The 14,992-nt window shown below is 56.9% G+C and carries 16 protein-coding genes and 1 tRNA gene; 10 read left to right on the top strand and 7 right to left on the bottom strand.

All coding sequences use genetic code 11. From position 1 onward, the window contains the following. The first annotated feature begins 94 nt into the window (after positions 1–94). On the top strand, positions 95–1,303 hold the full coding sequence (locus AC2D8V_RS14220; RefSeq protein WP_484734237.1) for a cytochrome b/b6 domain-containing protein: 1,209 nt from the start codon (positions 95–97) through the stop codon (positions 1,301–1,303). A gap of 89 nt (positions 1,304–1,392) precedes the next feature. Here the strand turns inward: AC2D8V_RS14220 and AC2D8V_RS14215 are convergent, their stop codons facing one another. Both AC2D8V_RS14215 and AC2D8V_RS14210 read right to left on the bottom strand, forming a co-directional pair. Then, positions 1,393–1,989, bottom strand: coding sequence for a YceI family protein (locus AC2D8V_RS14215; protein WP_484734236.1), 597 nt, complete (start codon positions 1,987–1,989; stop codon positions 1,393–1,395). A 115-nt stretch (positions 1,990–2,104) separates the two neighbouring features. Continuing rightward, the gene (locus tag AC2D8V_RS14210) at positions 2,105–2,593 is read right to left on the bottom strand and encodes a hypothetical protein (protein ID WP_484734235.1); all 489 of its coding nucleotides are present in this window, start codon (positions 2,591–2,593) and stop codon (positions 2,105–2,107) included. A 260-nt stretch (positions 2,594–2,853) separates the two neighbouring features. On the opposite strand from AC2D8V_RS14210, the gene rpsF reads away from it, so the two are divergent. From rpsF to rplI, 3 genes are read left to right on the top strand one after another with little or no spacing between them, the layout of a single operon-like run. Beyond that, positions 2,854–3,216: a 30S ribosomal protein S6 gene (gene rpsF / locus AC2D8V_RS14205; RefSeq protein WP_484734234.1), complete on the top strand. Its 363-nt coding sequence runs from the start codon at positions 2,854–2,856 to the stop codon at positions 3,214–3,216. Between the two features lie 26 nt (positions 3,217–3,242). Beyond that, entirely contained in the window at positions 3,243–3,470 is a 228-nt protein-coding gene (gene rpsR, locus AC2D8V_RS14200) for a 30S ribosomal protein S18 (protein WP_005982441.1), read from the top strand. A 10-nt stretch (positions 3,471–3,480) separates the two neighbouring features. Next, positions 3,481–4,140: a 50S ribosomal protein L9 gene (gene rplI / locus AC2D8V_RS14195; protein WP_484734233.1), complete on the top strand. Its 660-nt coding sequence runs from the start codon at positions 3,481–3,483 to the stop codon at positions 4,138–4,140. A gap of 1,071 nt (positions 4,141–5,211) precedes the next feature. On the opposite strand, the gene AC2D8V_RS14190 is transcribed toward rplI, so the two are convergent. Then, positions 5,212–5,296, bottom strand: a tRNA-Leu gene (locus AC2D8V_RS14190). A gap of 140 nt (positions 5,297–5,436) precedes the next feature. Between AC2D8V_RS14190 and AC2D8V_RS14185 the strand changes: the two genes are divergently transcribed. Next, positions 5,437–5,970 (top strand): Hint domain-containing protein, encoded by a 534-nt coding sequence (locus AC2D8V_RS14185; RefSeq protein ID WP_484734232.1) that lies wholly within the window; start codon positions 5,437–5,439, stop codon positions 5,968–5,970. On the opposite strand, the gene AC2D8V_RS14180 is transcribed toward AC2D8V_RS14185, so the two are convergent. Beyond that, entirely contained in the window at positions 5,943–7,613 is a 1,671-nt protein-coding gene (locus tag AC2D8V_RS14180; protein ID WP_484734231.1) for an NAD(P)H-hydrate dehydratase, read from the bottom strand. The genes AC2D8V_RS14185 and AC2D8V_RS14180 overlap by 28 nt on opposite strands. 165 nt (positions 7,614–7,778) lie before the next feature. On the opposite strand from AC2D8V_RS14180, the gene AC2D8V_RS14175 reads away from it, so the two are divergent. Both AC2D8V_RS14175 and glnA read left to right on the top strand, forming a co-directional pair. Beyond that, positions 7,779–8,117 (top strand): P-II family nitrogen regulator, encoded by a 339-nt coding sequence (locus tag AC2D8V_RS14175; RefSeq protein ID WP_484734230.1) that lies wholly within the window; start codon positions 7,779–7,781, stop codon positions 8,115–8,117. A 48-nt stretch (positions 8,118–8,165) separates the two neighbouring features. Beyond that, positions 8,166–9,569, top strand: coding sequence for a type I glutamate--ammonia ligase (gene glnA, locus AC2D8V_RS14170; RefSeq protein WP_484734229.1), 1,404 nt, complete (start codon positions 8,166–8,168; stop codon positions 9,567–9,569). A 102-nt stretch (positions 9,570–9,671) separates the two neighbouring features. Here the strand turns inward: glnA and AC2D8V_RS14165 are convergent, their stop codons facing one another. Next, positions 9,672–9,887 carry a hypothetical protein gene (locus AC2D8V_RS14165; protein ID WP_484734228.1) on the bottom strand — a complete coding sequence of 72 codons (216 nt, stop codon included), beginning with the start codon at positions 9,885–9,887 and terminating at the stop codon, positions 9,672–9,674. Here AC2D8V_RS14165 and AC2D8V_RS14160 point away from each other — a divergent pair. Further along, positions 9,871–10,344, top strand: a complete 474-nt coding sequence (locus AC2D8V_RS14160) for an NYN domain-containing protein (protein ID WP_484734227.1) — start codon at positions 9,871–9,873, stop codon at positions 10,342–10,344. The two genes, AC2D8V_RS14165 and AC2D8V_RS14160, sit on opposite strands and share 17 nt — an antisense overlap. Here AC2D8V_RS14160 and AC2D8V_RS14155 read toward each other — a convergent pair. After that, a complete protein-coding gene (locus AC2D8V_RS14155) occupies positions 10,336–11,079 on the bottom strand; it encodes a heme-dependent oxidative N-demethylase family protein (protein ID WP_484734226.1) in 744 nt (247 codons plus the stop codon). The genes AC2D8V_RS14160 and AC2D8V_RS14155 overlap by 9 nt on opposite strands. Positions 11,080–11,210: 131 nt before the next feature. Between AC2D8V_RS14155 and dddP the strand changes: the two genes are divergently transcribed. Next, on the top strand, positions 11,211–12,554 hold the full coding sequence (gene dddP / locus AC2D8V_RS14150) for a dimethylsulfonioproprionate lyase DddP (protein WP_484734225.1): 1,344 nt from the start codon (positions 11,211–11,213) through the stop codon (positions 12,552–12,554). A 3-nt stretch (positions 12,555–12,557) separates the two neighbouring features. Here the strand turns inward: dddP and AC2D8V_RS14145 are convergent, their stop codons facing one another. Then, complete coding sequence (locus AC2D8V_RS14145; protein WP_484734224.1) at positions 12,558–13,457, bottom strand: SGNH/GDSL hydrolase family protein; 900 nt, start codon at positions 13,455–13,457, stop codon at positions 12,558–12,560. A 266-nt stretch (positions 13,458–13,723) separates the two neighbouring features. Between AC2D8V_RS14145 and AC2D8V_RS14140 the strand changes: the two genes are divergently transcribed. Next, positions 13,724–14,938: a bifunctional alpha/beta hydrolase/OsmC family protein gene (locus AC2D8V_RS14140; RefSeq protein WP_484734223.1), complete on the top strand. Its 1,215-nt coding sequence runs from the start codon at positions 13,724–13,726 to the stop codon at positions 14,936–14,938. Positions 14,939–14,992: the final 54 nt, after the last annotated feature.

Genomic DNA, 14,992 nt, shown 5'->3' with positions numbered 1-14,992 from the left:
TACTCCACGCGCAGCCCCTGTGCGGCACGGCAGATTGTCGATGCATCACGGATAACTAGTCTCTACCTAACGCAGCAGATGAAAGGCCTCTACAATGCAACTCGGCAATACCCAGTCCCACTATGGAACCGTCACGAAGGGGTTTCACTGGCTCACCGCCTTGCTGATCCTGACATTGATCCCCCTTGGCATTTACGCCAATGCCCTGCCTTATGACACAGATGCGGAACTGGCGCACAAAGCTAGGTTTTTCTCGCTTCATAAAACGCTGGGTGTGACCGTATTCTTTGTTGCTCTCGCGCGGATCATCTGGGCACTCAACCAGCCAAAGCCAGCTTTGCTGAATGCCAATCGCAAGCTGGAAAGCTTTGCTGCAGAAACCGTACACTGGTTACTTTACGGTTCGCTGTTGCTTGTTCCACTGTCGGGATGGGTCCACCACGCAGCCACCGAAGGCTTTGCGCCGATCTGGTGGCCTTTAGGCCAGAACCTGCCACTGGTGCCGAAATCCGAAGGCCTTGCCGCCACAACTGCTGGTCTGCATATCGTTTTCGAACGTGTGCTGGCAGCGTCCATCCTTCTGCATCTTGCCGGTGCGCTGAAACACCACTTTGTCGACGGCGACGCCACGCTGCGGCGCATGCTGCCCGGTCGTCCTGCCCTGCCCCCATTGCAGGGCGCACACCGCGTCGTGGCTCCAATTGCGGGCGCGGTGATCGTATGGTCTGCTGCCCTGCTCATTGGCTCTGCGCTGCATGTCTATGAGGGCCACGACAGCCCGGCGGTCGAGGTTGCCGCGCTTGATGACGTACAATCTGACTGGCAGGTGCTGGAAGGCGGCATCGCCATCACCGTGACCCAACTGGGCACAGAGGTCACAGGCAGTTTCTCGGACTGGACTGCCGCTATCAGTTTCGATGAAAACATCACCGAGGGTGTGGCAGGGTCTGTCGATGTCACTATTTCTATCGGATCGCTGACACTCGGGTCTGTAACGGGGCAAGCGATGGGCACAGATTTTTTTGATGCAGCGACCTTTCCAACTGCAACGTATACGGCGGATATCCTCGCCACGTCAGATGGCTACCGCCTTGATGGCACATTGACGATCAAAGACGAGACCGTACCGGTATCCATGCCATTTGAATTGCAAATTTCAGAGGGTGTCGCCTCAGCCTCCGGCCGTACTTCTTTGAACCGGATGGATTTTGGGATCGGCGCGACCAGCCAACCCACGGAAAGCAACCTCGGCTTTGACGTGGGGATCGCCACCAGTCTGACAGCCGCGAACACATCGCTCTGAGGCAAGGGCGTTCCTTGCCGGCTCAAAGATAGAAAAAAGGGCCGCGCGGTACACCCGCACGGCCCAGACACTTTAATATCAAGCGCGACTTACTTAAAACCGCCCGCGCGCATCTCGGTGTTGATCTGAATGTCGATCTCATCTGAACCGACTGGAATGAACCCAGCAACGCCGAACTCGGAGCGCTTGATTGTCGTGGTCGCTGTCATGCCGAGCCATTCACCCTTGTAGTAGTCAAAGAACTGACCAACAGGGTGCTCGCCCATGTTGTGAACGGTGATGTCGAATGTAGCGGGCTTGGTTACGTCCTTGATCGTTAGATCGCCAGTCGCGCGCACTGTCATATCGCCGGTCTGCTCGACGGACGTCGAGACAAACCGGATTGCGGGGTAGTTTTCTGCGTCGAAAAACTGCGCGCCAACCAACTCGGTGTCCAGCATCTCCACGCCACTGTCCACGCTGCTTACCATCACGGAAAAGTCCGCTTTGGCGTCGGCCACATTGCCAGCTTCGAATTCCAGCGTGCCTTCCACTTCGTGGAACTTGGCTGTCTGCATGGAAAAGCCTGCGTGGTTCCATGTAATCACAACATCGGTGTGTGTGGGGTCAGGGACCCATGTTTCGGCAAAGACAGGTGTGACGGCAGTCGCGCTTGCGATAGCTGCTGCAAAAAGGGTCGATTTCATCTCGATATCTCCGGGTTAAAACGTGAGATAAAGATGAGCTAAGGCTTTGAAATAACAATTACAGGAAATGAACAAGGGCCGCGCGCAAACGCACACTGAACAGTCCTGACCGCGATCAGAGTTTTCCGGCAACCCGCAAAGCGGTCACGAGGCTGCGGTGCGATACGCGGTCCGAGGCGGCGACCTCTGCCAGCAGAACATTGTCCTTGCCCCATAGTTGAACATGCGTGCCGGAGTTTTCCACCAACTCAAGATCTTTGAATGCACACCGATCCAGAATATAGCGGTCCTTCCCGCGGGTGCGGACAAGCCGTATCTCGTGGCGGATCGTGTCAATCTCGACCTTTGGGGCCGCCGGACGAATGAAGCCTTGCATACAATAGAGGCCGACAATGCCGCAGACGACCGAGGCCAGCAGCTTCATCAGCAAAAGCTCTGTCGCCCAGTTCGCTCCGGGCGCGATCCATATGCCGGCGGCAGTAATCAGCAGCGCTGTTCCAACGACGCCCTGAAGGAACCTCAAGATCATCCGGGTTCCGTCTGTCATGCGCACCGGTTGCGGCTCAATCGACGCGAAGGTTGCAGGATCTGCAGCGCTGGTCATGTCTCATCGTCCTCAATTGTGGTTAAACAGGAGTTAAAGAGGCAAAAAAGGCCAAAATTAGACGGGTTTTGGGCCGGTATGGGACGATTTGGCCCCTGTAGGCTCCACAAGGGGCCGCCGGGGCTTGCACCAGTGGGCAAAGCGTGTATACGGCACACTCCTTTTGCACAAATCTTGAACCGCGCAGTCTCTCGTGGTGGGGCCGCAAAAGGATATCGCCCCGCCTTTGAAATGCGCCTTGATATAAATGAGGAAAACACATGCCTTTGTATGAGCATGTTATGATCGCACGTCAGGACCTGTCCAACACACAGGCCGAAGGGCTGATCGAACATTTCGGCACCGTGCTGTCCGATAACGGCGGCACACTCGTGGACCACGAGTACTGGGGTGTCAAAACCATGGCTTACAAGATCAACAAGAACCGCAAGGGCCACTACGCCTTCCTGCGCTCGGATGCGCCAGCGCCTGCCGTGCAGGAAATGGAACGCCTGATGCGCTTGCACGACGACGTGATGCGCGTTTTGACCATCAAGGTTGACGAGCACGCCGAGCTGCCATCGGTTCAGATGCAGAAACGCGAAGAGCGTGGTGACCGCGGCGACCGTCGCGAACGCCGCTAATTTGCTTTAGGACAAGGATGTAAACCATGGCCGCAAAACCATTTTTCCGCCGTCGTAAAGTCTGCCCTTTCTCGGGCGACAACGCGCCGAAGATCGACTACAAAGACACACGCCTTCTGCAGCGCTATATCTCTGAGCGCGGCAAGATCGTACCATCTCGCATCACAGCAGTGTCTGCCAAGAAACAGCGCGAGCTGGCTCGTGCCATCAAGCGCGCTCGTTTTCTTGCCCTGCTGCCATACGCCGTGAAGTAAGGAGAGCATCATGCAAGTTATCCTTCTCGAACGTGTCGCAAAGCTGGGTCAGATGGGCGAAGTCGTTGACGTAAAGCCCGGGTACGCCCGCAACTTCCTGCTGCCTCAGGGCAAAGCACTGTCTGCTTCCAAAGCCAACATTGCAGCTTTCGAAGAGCAGAAAGCACAGCTTGAAGCGCGCAACCTGGAAACCCGTAAAGAGGCCGAAAGCCTCGCGGACAAGCTGAACGGTCAGCAGTTCATCGTGATTCGCTCGGCATCCGATGCTGGCGCGCTCTACGGTTCTGTGACCACGCGTGACGCTGCCGATGTTGCAACAGAGGCTGGTTTCTCGGTTGATCGCAAACAGGTTGTGCTGGCGCCGATCAAGGAACTGGGCATTCACCCTGTTCAGATCGTGCTGCACCCCGAAGTCGAGGCGACAATCGAATTGAATGTCGCGCGCTCGCCTGAAGAAGCTGAACTGCAGGCTTCTGGCAAGTCCATTCAGGAGCTTGCTGCTGAAGAAGAGGCCGCCGCGGACTTCGAAATCCAAGAGCTGTTCGATGACATCGGTGCCGCTGCATCCGAAGACGAAGAACTGGCCGAGTCTGCGGGCGTCGAAACGGCATCCGAGCAGGACGAAGATGCGCCTTCGGGCGATCAGGAAGACACAGCAGGCAAACCCTGATCTCTTCGCTTACCAAAGCAAAAGAAAGCCGGGCCGCATTGCCCGGCTTTTTTGTTACGGTGCAGTCTCTCTCCTGCATTGACTGACGTTCGGGAGTTTTGCCGCAGGCAAAAAGATCAGCCCATCAACACTTGATCGGGTTCCGCTCGAACAAGCGACAGATGCTGTGCTTTTGACGCTCGGTCATTTCGCAGAACGATCAATACAAGATACTTTCGAGCTAGACGGAGCAACCCAGCACAGCATTCATTCCGATGAATATTGCCATCACAGTTGATAGAGCCACAGCGCTGAGGGGCTTCAGGCCTTTGTGCCACCTCGCATTTCCGAATGATCTCACAGCGAGCGTGATCGACCAAATCACGACCATAGCTAGGATCGCCAAGCTGAGAAGGCCTCCGACAAAACCGCCTATGCAAGCTCCATCCGAAAGACGATCTTGGCTGGAGGAATACACAGCAAAAATTGCAATTCCGTTTTGTACAATCGCCACCGAAAGCGCAGCGATCCAGTGTATGGTACTGTCTGCAAAAGTTTTCAAAGCAGAGGCGCTCCACCGGAATTACACTCATGGTCCACCGTCTCGTGAACCTGTTTCTAATTACGTTTTGTATCAGCACCCATGACTACACGACCAATTTTGCCGCTCAACAGGGTGAATACCACGGCCTTCTCGAAGGTAGGGCCGCGCGACCCTGCGATGGTTGCCTACATGACAACGGCTTAGCAATCCGGAAGGATCAGGGCGGATACAAATGATTGTCGGCATCGGGTTCAAACGGGCCCCTAGAAGCATTTCGCTGAACGGTAACCATGCATACCAACCAGTCTTTCGCTTTACGGCAGCGCCCTCGTATGGAAATCAGGTTTGCTCGGTCAAAATTCCAGCGTCGTATTGCACAAGCTATGATCAATGTGGCGAGCAGCACATTTCGGCACATCTGAAATCTGTGACTGTCACTTTTAGGAACTGAGCCCTGCCCCTAGCACAACACGAAAGGTGGAAAAGGAGAGGGATATCAATTCCACAAAAAAATAAATAAACAAATTCGATTAGTTGGATGATTTTTATGGTGCGGGTGGAGGGACTTGAACCCCCACGCCTTGCGGCGCCAGAACCTAAATCTGGTGCGTCTACCAATTTCGCCACACCCGCATTGTGACAGAGCTGCCGACTCTCCCGGCGGCTGTCCTAACAAATGCATTCCACCGTGGCGAGCGAAATAAATAAGATTTTAACGGGATGGCGTCATATTGCGGCTCAATCTCGGGCCACGCTTGAAAAGGAGCACGGTGATGACCCCTGAAACAACCGGTCACGTGCCATCAAACAGACCATTATTTGCAACCGTGTCTCGCGCGGCCGCGCCCCTCTTGGGCGATGAATTTGCACGGCGGGGGATGCTTTGGGATAGTCTGGTTGTCACCATGGCGGGCCTGCAACCAGTTCAGTCGCTGCAGGTCGGGTCTGTTGTGGTAACACGCCACTCAGGCGCGGCAATGATCAAGCGGATCGAACAGATAAGCTGCATGTGTCGGGGGATATACGTGCTCGCCGGGTCCCTTGGCCACCGCAAGAGTGACCGTGACAGCCTTTTGCCTGCAGGCCAACCCGTGCTGGTCCGTGATTGGCGCGCGCGTGCCCTGACCCGCGAAGGCGAGGCCTTGATCCCGGCAAAAGCGCTCACCGACGGGGAGTTTGTGCGCGATGTAGGCCTGCTGCCCATGACACTGTTCCAGATCACCCTCGACCGCCCCGGTGTTCTTTATGCGGACGGCATGGAATTGGGCTGCTGCACGCCTTACGAGCTGTGGGCCGCACCTCCCTGATCCGTCAGACCAGACAGAACTTTTGGCATCATCTCGGGTAGATCTTCGGCAATCAGGCCCGGCCCAAAGGTACGTGCCGCCTCGACATGCAACCAGACGGCCGCTTCGGCTGAAACGATTAAATCTGGAGCCAACGGGCTTGCGGCGAGCCCAAGGATCAGCCCCGCCAACACATCGCCTGCGCCCGCGGTTGCAAGCCATGGTGCCGCACGCTGATAGGACGCCGCATGAACCACTGCCCCGCCTCCGGGGGCAGCAATCACCGTATCCGGCCCTTTGAGCAGCACCACGCACCCTGCCCGGTCTGCCGCCTCGCGGACCATGTCGATTTTTGAACGCCGGTTGCGGCTCTTCGCTGAAATATCCGGAAACAGCCGAGCGAACTCGCCAGCATGCGGGGTGAGAATGGTGCGGTCGCTCACCAGTTGCCACAACTGGGCGGGGTCTCGTGAAAAACTCGTCAGCGCATCCGCGTCGAGTACCACAACCGGAGCTCTATCGTCGCGGTCGGTCGGACCGCGCGCCAGCACTTCTTCCACCCGCGAGACAGTGGCCGACCCGACCCCCATGCCGGGACCAAGGCAGAACCCGGTCGCGCGATCATCAGCAATTTCGCGCACGGGCTGATCGGTGCGCAAGCCGCGCAGCATGACCGCATCAAGGCGCGCTGCGTTCTCTTGCAACGCAGCAGCTGGGCAAATGACCGTAACCAGACCGGCCCCCACACGAAGCGCGGCGCGCGCTGCGAGACGCGCCGCACCGCCACGCCCGACACCGCCTGCAAAAACGAAGACATTACCAAAATCATACTTGTGGCCGCTCTTCCCCGCTTTGGGAAGCACGCCAAGCGGCCAGAAACGCGCAGGCAAGGCCACACGCCCTTGCGCGCCAAACATCCAAGGCTCGGCCAGACGGGCGCGTTCGCAATCAGGTGCTGTGCCTATAATCGCGCGTTCCATCGCCTCGCCGCGCAGACCGATGTCAACGATCCTCAGCGCTCCGCAAAGCGACGGCCCCTGCTGCAAATAATGCCCCGGCTTGGGGCTATGAAATGTCACCGTCAAATCGGCGCGGTTGACAACCGGCTCAGTGGCAGCCGCCAAATCTTCAGGCCGCAGAAACACGCCAGTGTCAGCATCAAGCCCCGATGGGCAATCCACCGCAACGCGGCGGGCGTTTTTTCGCCCTTGGCCAGCCACGGACAGCCCTTTCAACACATCATCCGGCAGGCTTCGGGTGAGGCCCGTGCCAAACACCGCATCTACGACGACATCGGCCTGCGGCTCTGCGGCGATCGCTTCCGGGTCCCACATCGACACCATGCCCAATTCGCACCACGCGTCGTAGTTGCTGCGTGCATCTGCCGGCAATCGGTCGGCGTCACCAAAAAGGTACACACTGAGCGACCAGCCGCGCGCTTTCAAAAGCCGCGCAATGACAAACCCGTCTCCGCCGTTATTGCCCGGGCCACAAAGCACCAAAGCGCTCCGAGCTTCGTTCTCCAGTTCAGGCCAGTTTGACATCATCTCTCCGACGACGCCTGTGCCTGCACGTTCCATCAGCTCAAGCCCGGTCACGGCCCCACTGTCCATGGCCGCTTGTTCAAGATGCCGCATCTGTTTGGCGGTCAGTAATTCCGTCATTTCATACCCGCGATTCAGTTTCGCTTATATTTTAGGCGATTTGCATTATTTTTCACCGCCTGCTCATCAATCTTGCGCTCCACTGCATACAGAAAGCCGCCCGGCATGGACCCCGACCCGCTGGAATGCTCTCAAACGCGAAGAACAGTGACGCGGGAGGCCAGCATGAAGAAAATCGAAGCGGTTATCAAACCGTTCAAGCTCGACGAGGTCAAAGAGGCCCTTCAGGAGATCGGCGTTCAAGGTCTGTCCGTGATCGAGGTCAAGGGCTTTGGTCGTCAGAAGGGCCATACAGAGCTGTACCGTGGCGCTGAATACGTGGTCGATTTCCTGCCAAAGGTGAAGATCGAGATCGTCTTGGACGACGATATGGTCGAAGGCGCCATCGACGCGATCGTCGCGGCAGCCAAGACGGAAAAGATTGGCGATGGCAAAATCTTCGTCACGCCGGTTGAGCAGACAATCCGCATCCGCACAGGGGAAACCGGTTCAGACGCGCTCTGATTGGCGCTTCTTCCAGCAATTCATTCCAACCAAGAGGGATATCCGAGAATGAGCAAAGAACTACTCAAGATGATCAAGGACGAAGACGTGGCCTACGTCGACATCCGCTTTACCGACCCGCGCGGCAAACTTCAGCACGTCACAGTGATGTCGGACCTGGTTGATGAGGACTTCCTTGAAGAAGGGTTCATGTTTGACGGCTCTTCCATCGAAGGGTGGAAATCCATCGAAGCCTCCGACATGAAACTGATGCCCGATACGGACAGTGCTTATGTCGACCCGTTCTATGCAGAAAAAACCGTCTGTCTGCACTGCTCTGTTGTTGAGCCCGACACAGGCGAAGCCTACGAGCGTGACCCGCGCGGCACAGCCCAAAAAGCAGAAGAGTATCTGAAGTCTTCGGGCATCGGTGATGTTGCCTACATGGGCCCGGAAGCAGAATTCTTCCTCTTTGACAACGTGCGCTACTCCAACACCATGAACAAAGTATCCTATGAAGTGGATGCGGTTGACGGTTCATGGAACACCGATGCCGAGTTCGAGATGGGCAACATGGGCCACCGTCCCGGTGTTAAGGGCGGCTACTTCCCTGTTAACCCAGTAGACGAGTCGATGGACCTGCGTTCCGAAATGCTGTCCACGATGAAACGCATCGGCATGTCCGTAGACAAACACCACCACGAGGTGGCTTCCTGTCAGCACGAGCTTGGCCTGATCTTCAGCAGCCTGACCAAACAGGCGGATGAGCTGCAAAAGTACAAATACGTGATCCACAACGTGGCACACGCTTACGGCAAGTCGGCAACCTTCATGCCAAAGCCGATTGCGGGCGACAATGGCACAGGCATGCACGTAAACATGTCAATTTGGAAGGACGGCAAGCCGCTCTTTGCTGGCGACAAATACGCCGACCTGAGCCAGGAAGCGCTCTACTACATTGGCGGTGTTCTGAAGCACGCGAAAGCGCTGAACGCCTTCACCAACCCCGGCACCAACAGCTACAAGCGCCTGATCCCGGGCTTTGAAGCACCTGTTCTGCGTGCCTATTCTGCGCGTAACCGCTCCGGCTGCGTCCGTATTCCGTGGACAGAAAGCCCGAAAGCCAAGCGCGTCGAAGCGCGTTTCCCTGACCCATCCGCTAACCCTTACCTGTGCTTTGCAGCCTTGCTGATGGCGGGTCTCGACGGGATCAAGAATAAGATCGATCCGGGCGAAGCTATGGACAAGAACCTTTACGATCTGCCCGCCGAAGAACTGGCCGGCATTCCGACGGTTTGTGGTTCGCTGCGCGAAGCGCTGGACGAACTGCAGAAAGATATGGACTTCCTGCTGGCCGGTGACGTGTTCACCAAAGACCAGATTGAAGGCTATATCGACCTGAAGATGGAAGAGGTGGAGCGTTACGAGCACACACCACACCCCGTCGAATTTGCGATGTACTACAGCTGCTGATCGCATTTTCCCGCGTCAAACCGGTAAGATAAAAGAAAAGGGCGTCTCTGATTGAGGCGCCCTTTTCTGATTTTTTCATTAAGTACGTTCGAAAATGTTTACTTAATTGCGCCCGAAATCTGTCATACTTGGCCTGTAACCGTCCCTCTGAAGCGCTTGTGTCATGTAGTTAGCGCCGTTGTTTTGTTTTTGAGGAACTTTTGTCGATATGATGTTGGCGATCTTTATTCTTTCGATCTCGGCGGTGTTCGCATCGTTCTTGTCGCCTGCACTGTCGGATATTTTCCTACTCGCAGCGCCGATGGCAATCGCCAGCATGATAATTGCTTTGTGCAACGAGCAGCTGCGCCGGATCCAGCGGCTCAAGGACAATCGTGTGGTGATCGACGGGTCAAACGTCATGCATTGGCACAGGGGTCAGCCCAATCTTGAGACGGTACGCAAGGTGATCGGTGAACTGCGCAAAAAAGGTTTCAGCCCGGGGGTCGTGTTTGACGCCAATGCAGGCCACGTTCTGACCGGTAAGTTCCGAGATGAGAATTACTTCCGCCGTGCACTTGGCCTTGAGAAAGATTTCGTCATGGTCGTGCAAAAAGGCACGCAGGCTGATCCTATGATCCTGAAGGCCGCGCAAAACTGCAAAGGGCGCGTGGTTAGCAACGACAAGTTCCGCGATTGGGTACGACAGCATCCGGAACTGGACGATGAAGGTTATGTCATACGAGGCGGTTTCCGATCCGGAAAGCTGTGGTTGGGTCTGCCAGAGCTACGCTGACGTCGTATTCTTCACCATGTAGCTGTGGATCGAGAAAACGATAGCGCGGGTTTGCGGCAGGCGCAGGATGCACTGTCGCTCTGCGCGGACGTAAGGCGCTTCGTCCAGTGGCAAGTCATCTCTTTGTGCATCGGTCTCGGACCGCGGCGAAAAGAGCTCTGGTGAGGCATACCCGAGCATATTGTTGCGCCATAGAGGACGGCTGTCATGAACCGCATCAAACATCCGCTGTACCCGCCGCGTCATGTTTGCAGTGTATTCCCCAACAGGGGCGTGAATGCGGCTTAGTGGCTTGCCTGCTTTTTCCGCCAGCGTCCAACTGGCCGGAAAGCACAAAACAGCGGCAACAAGCACATGCTCTTCGCCTTGCTTTTGCAGGATACAGACATCTTCTTGCACGCATTTGGCCAAGGTCGCCAAAGGACTGTCGGCTTCGTGGTCAATCTCGGTCCCGTCGGGACAAAATATGTGCCGTTGCGTGTAGCTGAACCCCATCGCGGGCATCAGCTTCATCGCCTCATGCAGACATTCGGCCACTGCGTCTTGGGCCTCGGGCGACCCATCAAACAGAACCTCGCCCCGCCGACTGGCGATCAACTCACGGCGGTATCGCATCTGTTCCGCGTAGGCCTTATCGACGCGCAGCCAGCGGCCGTCAGACAATGGCCGGACACCGGGGAGCGGCGGCGCACGCTCAAGATCTTCAGGCATCGCATCGTGCAAAATCTCTCTCATTGCGCAAAAATACTGCCTATTTCAACGGTGTCAGCCCAAAAACGACGCGTTGACGGGTCGTAAACCGACCACACGGGAGGATCGAATCTTGAAACAGTCAGGACAGTGACCCAGCAAGATCGGATCTCCTCATGAACCATCATTTCAGCGACACGCGCAAAATCGACCCGTCACGCGGCTCAGTGCTTGGAGATGGCAGCCCGAATGACATGGATCGAATAGAAACTGGGCCCACACAACTTGCCTTTGCCGAGTGGGCAGCGGCGGGACTGGAACTGCCTGATCTGGAAGCGATGCGCGCTTTTCGCCATCAGCGCCTGACCGATCATATCGTGGCGCGCGGCTACGCCGGATTGTTGATGTTTGATCCTCTCAACATTCGTTACGCCACCGACAGCACCAACATGCAACTTTGGAATACCCACAACCCGTTTCGCGCGACGCTACTTTGCGCGGATGGGTATATGGTTATGTGGGACTATAAAAACGCCCCGTTTCTCAGCAAGTTCAACCGTCTGGTGCGGGAACAGCGTTCGGGTGCCGATCTTTTCTATTTTGATCGTGGCGACAAGGTCGGTCAGGCAGCGGATGTGTTTGCAAACGAAGTACGCATTCTGCTGGAAGAGCACGCACCGGGCCTGAAGATACTGGCCGCGGACAAACCCATGGTACACGCGCTTCGCAGCTTGGAAGCGCAGGGCTTGAAGGTCGTGGACGGCGAAGAGGTGACCGAGAAATCACGCGCGGTGAAGGGGCCTGATGAACTCAAGGCGATGCGGTGCTCGTCGCACGCTTGTGAGGTCGCCGTGCGCCTGATGGAGGATTTTGCCCGCTCGAATGTTGGTGACGGTGTGACGTGTGAAAATGACGTCTGGTCCGTGCTGCACGCTGAAAATGTGCGGCGTGGCGGTGAATGGATCGAAACGCGATTGCTGGCCTCCGGCCCACGGTCCAATCCGTGGTTTCAGGAATGCGGCCCCCGTGTGTGCCAACCGAACGAAATCATCTCTTTCGACACCGACCTGGTCGGTGCGTATGGTATCTGCACGGATATTTCTCGCAGTTGGTGGATCGGCCCCGGCAAGCCGCGCAGCGATATGGTTTACGCTATGCAGCACGGTGTTGAGCACATCATGAAAAACAAAGAGATGCTGAAGCCCGGCGTTATGATCCCCGAGTTGACTGCCGGAACGCATGTTCTGGATGACAAATATCAAAAGCAGAAATACGGCTGCCTGATGCACGGGGTGGGCCTGTGCGATGAGTGGCCGCTGGTGGCCTACCCTGATCGTGCTGTTGAGGGGGCCTACGACTATCCGCTGGAACCCGGCATGACGCTGTGTGTCGAAGCACTGGTCAGCGAAGTCGGAGGGGATTTTTCGATCAAGCTCGAAGATCAAGTCGTCATTACCGAAGACGGCTATGAGGACATCACCCAGTATCCCTTTGATGACGCGCTGATGGGCCGCGCATAAGTTTCATGAAGGGGGCCGTGCCCCGCGTAATTCGGTAAAGATCGCTTCACAAAGCTGCGGCGCCACCAGTCTCAGGTGGTGCCGCGCGCCGCGCTCGTTCGGATGGTATGGATCTTTGACCTGTCCGGATTTGTTGCGTCTGAAAAACGATTTGTTGCCCTGATTGGCCGCGACGGTGTCGGCCGTGATCCCTGACACGAATGAACAGCGCATACCCGCGCGGTCCAGTTCGGCCTTGATGTTTTCCTGCGCCTTCAGGCGCTGCATCGACACCTTTTTGGTGTAGGCCGGTGCGGTGGTCATAAAGATGCACGGAACACCGGCAGGCAGTTGCGCCGCCAAACGTTGTGCGTCGCGGCGTGTCAGGTCGGGACTTTCCGCCCAACGCTTTGCTGCATTGCCAAGAAATGTAAGCAACAGCAATCGCGGCGCGTAGTAGCCCTCCTGAAACATCGCTTCGAAAGGCGACTGTCCCTTTCGGCAAAACTGATAGTTGCGCCCCTGCCCGATCTGGACAAACGGGTTTTCGCTGGTGTTGACAGAACCGTACGAACCCGCGTTGACCTTCCATTTCTTGTCAATGTCACAGACCGATCCTTTGGCAGCTCCACCGCGCGCGGTCCAGGAGTGTATCGAAGTGGAGCGCACGCCAATCACCGCCACCTGCCCCGTTCCCAAGGCCTTCAACGTCCGCTTCTGGCGCATGCTTGGGGCGCAACTCGCCTCGATATCCGAGAAAAAGTCGACAAACGCCGGACCAGACCCAAAGCTGATCTGGCTGTCGCCCAGCACCAGAATGTCTGGTGAGACAAAAGATGTGTCCTGTGCCGTCGCGGTCAAAGGACCTGCTGCCGCCAAAAGCGCCAACGCCCATGCGCGTGCATGTTTGACCAAGGTTTCCATGTGTCGCCTACGCCTAATTTTGCCGCAATGGGCCCATGTGGGGTGTAGACTTCCACAACATGTCGCCTCAAAGCAAGACTTGCCCCCCAAACTTAGTCGTGAACATGTGAAACAATTCTCGTTTCGCGCGAAAGTAATGGGGTGTCGCCCAGTTATGGTGGGCACCGGCGCGGGTCGGTAAAGCACGTCCGCGTGAGCAGGCTGTCACACATCTTGCAAGAGGGCTTGGACGGCATCACTCTGTGTAGCGTAAAAAGGAGCACTTCATGCCGACAGAGCGCATCGTATTTCCCGGACATGACGGCTCGGAGCTGTCGGCCCGTCTTGACCTGCCTGAAGGACCGCATCTGGCGACCGCACTTTTTGCGCATTGTTTTACATGCGGCAAAGACATTCCGGCAGCACGCCGGATCGCCGCGCGTCTGGCGGCACAGGGCATCGCTGTGCTTCGGTTTGACTTTACAGGTCTGGGCCATTCGGGTGGCGAGTTCTCTAACACTTCGTTTACGTCCAATGTACAGGACCTGATGGCGGCGCATGCGTATCTGTCCGACAAGAACATGGCACCATCGCTGATCGTAGGGCATTCGCTGGGTGGGGCCGCTGTGCTAAAGGCCGCGGCGGCACTCGACAGTATCAAAGCCGTGGCAACCATCGGCGCGCCGTTCGATCCCGGCCATGTGACGCACAACTTCAAAAGTGCACTGGAAACGATCGAAGCCGAAGGGTCCGCCGAGGTCAGTCTGGGCGGCAGGCCTTTCCGCATTGGCAAAGGGTTCATCGAAGATGTGGCAAGCGCGTCGCTCAAAGAGGCAATCGGGCGTTTGAATGCCGCGTTGTTGGTGCTGCACGCGCCGCGGGACACAATCGTCGGGATTGAAAACGCCGGCGAGATCTTTGGCGCCGCAAAACATCCCAAGAGCTTTGTGACGCTGGATCGAGCTGACCATCTTGTCAGTGACCCGGCAGACGCCGAATATGTGGCAAGCGTCATCGCAACATGGGCGGCCCGCTATCTCGACATCTCCCGTCCCGCGCCACCGCCAGGCGCGCCTGAAGGGGTGCTACGTGTATCGGAAGCGGACCCGCACGGGTTTCTCAACGACATCACTTCGGGCAGCGGCCATCATCTGCTGGCCGATGAACCAATGGCCTATGGCGGCACGAACAAGGGGCTGTCGCCCTACGGATTTCTGTCTGCAGGCCTTGGTGCTTGTACCTCAATGACCATCCGGATGTACGCGCGGCGAAAGGGGTGGCCTCTCGATCACGTGTCGGTGGACGTGAATCACGACAAAGTGCATGCGCAGGATGCCAAAACGGCCGTCGGGGACAAGATCGACACCTGGCGACGGCGTATTACCCTAACCGGCAGTCTGAGCGACGAGCAACGGCAGCGCCTGTTGGAAATCGCTGACAAATGCCCCGTGCACCGAACCCTAGAAAGAAGCTCGACCGTCATCACCGAACTGGCCGACTGATCACGCCGACAGCCGGCAGCGGGCAGGAGACGCTTTGCATCTTGCGACTTTGCC

The organism is Roseobacter sp. YIN89 (genome assembly GCF_057219365.1).
The sequence above is the reverse complement of the archived record's forward strand: the minus strand, read 5'-3'. Positions and strand labels throughout refer to the sequence as shown.